Here is a 5,624-nt window from a genome sequence, read left to right on the forward strand (position 1 = left end):
TTTCAATATTGAATGAATTTTAACTTTTTATTTTAAAAGAATTTTTTATTTTTATAAAGTTAAAAAATCTCTGATTTTTTTTATTTTAAAAAATATTTATTTTAATTAAAATTAAAAATATTAAATTTTTCCCAAAAATAATGTTTTCACACTATATTATAATTTATTACATTTATTACTATTTTTTATTAATATAAAAGAATAAAAATATTGTTAAAAAATAAAAAGAACAAAAAAAATCTTTTTAAAGCAGTTAACTACAAAATTAATAATAGCTATTAATAAATTAATAACTAAAATGTAAATTAAAATTTATTGTAATGTGTTCATCACCTTATAAATTAAAATTTGTAGTAGGTTTCTACTTCTAAATCACTAGGAATTTCAGTTGGATATTCTTCAGTAATGCATCCTAAACATAATTCATCACCAGGAATGCCAATAGAATCAATAAGTGAATCTAAACTAATATATCCAAGTGAATCAACACCTAAATTCTCTTTAATTTCATCTAAAGTATTATTTGCAGCTAAAAGCTCATCTTTAGAAGCCATAGCCACACCATAATAGCAAGGAGCTATTACTGGAGGACAACCAATCATTAAATGGATTTCTTTTGCTCCAGCTTCTCTTAATATTTCAATTAAAGATTCTGAGGTAGTTCCACGAACTATACTATCATCAATTAACACAATTTTTTTTCCTTCAAGCTCTGAAACTAATGGATTCATCTTTAACTTAACTGCTAATTCCCGCTCTTCTTGAGTTGGCATGATAAAGGTTCTTCCAACATATCTATTTTTAATCAATCCCTCACCATAAGGAATTCCAGAAGCTCTAGAATAACCAATAGCTGCAGGAATTGAGGAATCTGGAACTGGCATTATAACATCAGCATCAACTGGAAACTCTTTATAAAGAGCTTCTCCAATCTTTAATCTAGATTGATAAACATTTTTACCATCAATTACACTATCAGGTCTTGCAAAATAAACATATTCAAACATGCAGTGTGCTTTTGGAGTAGAGCTAGCTTTTTCAAGGATATGGCTTTGGATTTCATTGTTGTTGAAATAAACTATTTCCCCAGGTTCAATATCTCTGATGAAATTAGCTCCAATAACATCAAAAGCAACAGTTTCAGAAGCTACAATATATAAATCATCCATCTCAGCAATAGCTAATGGTTTCATTCCAGCAGGATCTCTAACGACATACAAATCATCATCAACTAAAATTACCAAAGAATAAGAACCAACAATTATTTTAGAAATATTTTCAAGAATTTGAATTATATCATGAGTTTTAGCATACTCTCTTTTAATTAAATAGCATAAAATTTCAGAATCTGTGTCAGATACAAATTCATAACCTTCAGCAATAAGTTCCTTTCGAAGCTTTGCAGAGTTTATAATATCCCCATTATGTGCAATAGCTATAAAACGATCATTAAAATTAGTTACAAATGGTTGTGAATTTTCTAGTTTTGATTTACCTGTAGTTGAGTATCTTACATGACCAATACCCATATTACCATTTAGTTCATTAATTTTATTATCTTTAAAGACATCTACTAACAAACCCATACCACAATAATGATTTAAGCCATTGCGATCATTATATGTAGCTATACCTGCTGATTCTTGGCCCCTATGCTGTAAAGCATGTAAACCATAATAAATAGAAGACGAAATATCTTTAGAGGGATCTTTAGACTGGATCCCCACAATCCCACACTTATCCTTCAACCTATAATCTCCATAACTTATTGTAATCAAGTTAAAATAAGTATTAATATTAATAACAAACTATAATTTCTACATCCTATTATAAAAATTATAACAATATATTATTTAAATTTCATAGTATAAATATTCTTATTATTGAATATAATCATCATCATAAATAAAAGAATATTAACAAAATTAAGCTTATTCTATAAAATCATTCCCAGAAGTTCTGAAAATCATTTGGGATATCATAACCAGCATCATCATCTTCCCCATCCTCAGAATAACCATTTTTATATCGCCTATTAGAATATTTAGATGTATTTTGATTTTTATGAATCTCATCAGAACCATCTCCATTAGATTCAGTTGGATTAAAATTAGAATTCATATTTCTATCTAGATTAGAATTATATCTAGAGCCATGATTAGAAAATTCTTCTTCTAAGTCTTCTTGATTATCTTCTACAAAAATAAGAGCAGTTCTAACAATTTTAATCCACTCAATAGCTTCTTCTCTAGAATTAGCACCAATCCAACCTTGACCAATAACGATGTTTTCTGGTTTAAATTTATCAGTAGCGATTACAATTTTATCTTCTTCTTTTAAAGGTTCATTAAAAACTTCTTCCCAAAGATTACTCAATGGAAAAATCTCAAGTAGATTTTTCATATGAATATTTGAAAACCTATCTTTAAAATCAGAAAAATCAAGCTTTATTTCATCAATATGATTTTGAAGTGTTTTGATCTCCCCAAGAAGATTCTTATTTTCTTCCCTTAAATCTTGAGCTTCAGCTATTATCACATCATTTTCCATGGATAGTTTATCATTATTACTCAATAAATCTTCGTATTCAAGATTAGCTTTGATTAAATCAGCTTTTATGTGATTCACATCAGAAATATTAAATATAGAATCAAGACCTGCTCGAATTATTGAATTTTTAATTTCTTCTTCAATGATTTTCATATCTGTAATTTCAAGGTCTCGAGATTTTGGGAATTTAAGAAACTCAACATAATTGATTTCAGATTTAAGAGCATTAAAGAATTTAGAGAATATATTTTTTCCATTTTCATTATAGTTACTAGCTATTAATACAATATCCGCTCCTTGAACTGCATTTTTAGCTATTTCAATGTTATTAGTTGTGATTATAGATGAAATTGCAATTTTGAAATCATCACCCATTTCAAAGTTTTTAATAGCTTTAGATAGAAATTCAGAATTTCTAGCATCACCGACAATGATTCGTACATCCACAGGTTTAGTAATATTTACAATGTTATTGTTAGAATCATTGTATTTATGAGAATCATTCTCACCATATTGATTATTAGATCCATTAGAAGAATTGTGAAGGTTTTTATCAATGTTATGATCATTATTACTATTTTCATGACTTTTGTTTTTATTATTAGTATTATTAATATTAGAAAAATTGTCAATATTCTCATGATTTAAATTATTATATTCATGGAAATTATAATCAAAATCGTTATATTTATTATTATTATTATTATTATCATAATTCAAATTATCATACCTCATATTTGGTATCAATATAATTCAATGGACAATTCAGTTATTAGTCAAATAGACACTTTAGTTATTGATCATTATTAATATCGAGATTAATATTATATTAGGTGTACTAAATTATAAAACTAATGATGAATAGGGAATTATAAACCATTGAATTTAAACCTTCAAATTATTAAGTTTCTCTTTAATATTATATTTCTATTATTATAATATTAAAAATTATATTTCCCTTCTTAATAATCATGACAATATATTAGTTACTTTAAGGTCTTTTTATAGTTATGAATTTTTGTAATAATATTAATAAATAGAATTAATTATTGAAATATAAAAATAAAAGAAAAAAAGAAATAAAATAAAAAGATGTAAAGATAAATAATATTTTCAACTTATTAATAAATAACTTCTCATTTTCGCTTAAAATTTAAATAAGATAAAAAAGTAACCTAATTAGTACATTTTTTGGGAAGAAAGGGGTGAGTTAAAATGAAAGCAAGTGATTTAATAGGTAAAGATGTTATTGATGGAGAAGGTAATACTTTAGGTAAAGTTGAAAATCTTGTAATCGATGAATATAGTGGTGTTATTAAAGGAATTGATGTAAAAGAAAAACCAAACTTGATATCATCAGAAGTTAATCCCATCATTTTTAGGAAAATAAACAATATAACCAACATTATTAAACTAAAACCTGAAATAATTTAATTTTTCTTAAAATCAACACCGAAAATAAGGAGAATTGATGAAAAATGTTCGGTTTTAATTCATTTTTAATTTTCTGGATTATGTCCCGTATCATAATCCTAATAATTATAATAGGATACATTGGTTATACCCATTGTTATAAAGAATAAATTAACCTAAAATATAAACAATATTGCAAAGATTATAAAAAAGAAATATTTCAACTTACAAGATTTAAAAATAAAAAATTAAGAGATTTAAAAATAAAAAAAGAAATATTCAACTTACAACATTTAAAAATAAAAAATAGCTAAAATGAAATTTATTTAATAAAAAAAATATTCAACTTAAAAAATTTAAAAATAAAAAAAATAGCTAAAATGAAATTTATTTAATAAAAAAATATTCAACTTAAAAAATTTAAAAATAAAAAAAATAGATAAAATGAATATTTATTTAATAAAAAAAGAAAAAAATAAGTTGTCTTATTTTAATCTTTGACCAGTAATCTTTTTATTCTGCCAACTGTATCTTCTAATCTTTTTAGATTTACCAAATCCACAAGAAGCACATATTTTTTTACGAAGATGGTAAGTATTTCTTCCACATCTTCTACATCTTATATGGGTTTTTTTATTCTTTTTACCCATTGAAGGTGTTCCTTTCATTATTATCCTCCCCTCGGTTAAATTATTATGTTAGAAATTTTGAAATATTTAGCTGATAAACTCAAAAACAGATAGCTATGGCTATTGTTCAATTAAAGCTTAAATAAATAATTATCTACAAAATAGTATAATCATTAATATTTATATTTTAATAGCTATTTTAGTAATAGCTATATAGTAATTAATAAGTTACTTTTTAAATAGTAGTTAATAAAACTACTGTTTTAAATATAACTCATTAACATTAAATAAAAGATAGTTTTCAGCCTAAAGTTAATAGCATGATATATAAATAATGTATATTAGCTAAATAAATAGCTAATAATTTTATTTATGGAGATATATAAACTATATTGTCTCCTCTAATAAGGACAGTTCCAAGTCTTCTTGTAACTTCTCCTTTGTCTAATTCTTCAGCATCATTAAGAACTAAGTTCATATGTAAATCAAAGCTCTTTAATATCCCTCGAAATTCACGATCTCCTTTAAGTTTTATTAAAACTGGAGAATTTGTTGCTTTGCCTAATGCATCAAGTGGTCTTTGAACATATTGTTGTCCGCTCACGATTATCACCTATTACTATAATACATTTGTTAAATTCATATTTAAATGTAACTATTAAAATTATTTATTTAAGTTCAAATTTTTAATTTTAATAATTTTTTATTATGTAATTCAAATCTTATTGATATATAATTCATATTAGGACCTTATCTCATATAAACATGTTGATTGATACAATTTATTTATCACCTAATTTTTCCAAATCATAGAAATGTTTACAATGAAATTTTTAGAATTTTAGGAACAAATAGATAATTAAATTAACTAAAATTTAAATTTAAAATAAATATATTAATAATTAATAATTAAATAAAGAACTAATTTTATGTTAACCTATTAGAAATACTCTAAAAAAGAGTAGATATATTTAAATAAATTATAAACTTGTTTATATTAAGAAATATATAATATATATTAAAAATTATGAG

General features: G+C 23.8%; 5 protein-coding genes. 1 reads left to right on the top strand and 4 read right to left on the bottom strand.

Annotated elements, in window-relative coordinates; all coding sequences use genetic code 11:
• Positions 1–341 precede the first annotated feature (341 nt).
• The gene (gene purF / locus MBCUT_RS09810) at positions 342–1,748 is read right to left on the bottom strand and encodes an amidophosphoribosyltransferase (RefSeq protein ID WP_067260534.1); all 1,407 of its coding nucleotides are present in this window, start codon (positions 1,746–1,748) and stop codon (positions 342–344) included.
• A gap of 196 nt (positions 1,749–1,944) precedes the next feature.
• A complete protein-coding gene (locus MBCUT_RS09815) occupies positions 1,945–3,270 on the bottom strand; it encodes a hypothetical protein (RefSeq protein WP_067260535.1) in 1,326 nt (441 codons plus the stop codon).
• 495 nt (positions 3,271–3,765) lie between these two features.
• Here MBCUT_RS09815 and MBCUT_RS09820 point away from each other — a divergent pair, with 495 nt between their 5' ends.
• Positions 3,766–3,984, top strand: coding sequence for a PRC-barrel domain-containing protein (locus tag MBCUT_RS09820; protein WP_067260537.1), 219 nt, complete (start codon positions 3,766–3,768; stop codon positions 3,982–3,984).
• Positions 3,985–4,448: 464 nt separating this feature from the next.
• On the opposite strand, the gene MBCUT_RS09825 is transcribed toward MBCUT_RS09820, so the two are convergent.
• Together MBCUT_RS09825 and MBCUT_RS09830 are read right to left on the bottom strand one after the other, a co-directional pair.
• Positions 4,449–4,634 (bottom strand): 50S ribosomal protein L37e, encoded by a 186-nt coding sequence (locus MBCUT_RS09825; RefSeq protein ID WP_211263807.1) that lies wholly within the window; start codon positions 4,632–4,634, stop codon positions 4,449–4,451.
• Between the two features lie 328 nt (positions 4,635–4,962).
• On the bottom strand, positions 4,963–5,196 hold the full coding sequence (locus tag MBCUT_RS09830) for an LSm family protein (RefSeq protein WP_067260541.1): 234 nt from the start codon (positions 5,194–5,196) through the stop codon (positions 4,963–4,965).
• Positions 5,197–5,624 lie beyond the last annotated feature (428 nt).

The organism is Methanobrevibacter cuticularis (assembly GCF_001639285.1).
In the GTDB taxonomy this organism is placed as follows: Archaea; Methanobacteriota; Methanobacteria; order Methanobacteriales; family Methanobacteriaceae; genus Methanobaculum; species Methanobaculum cuticulare.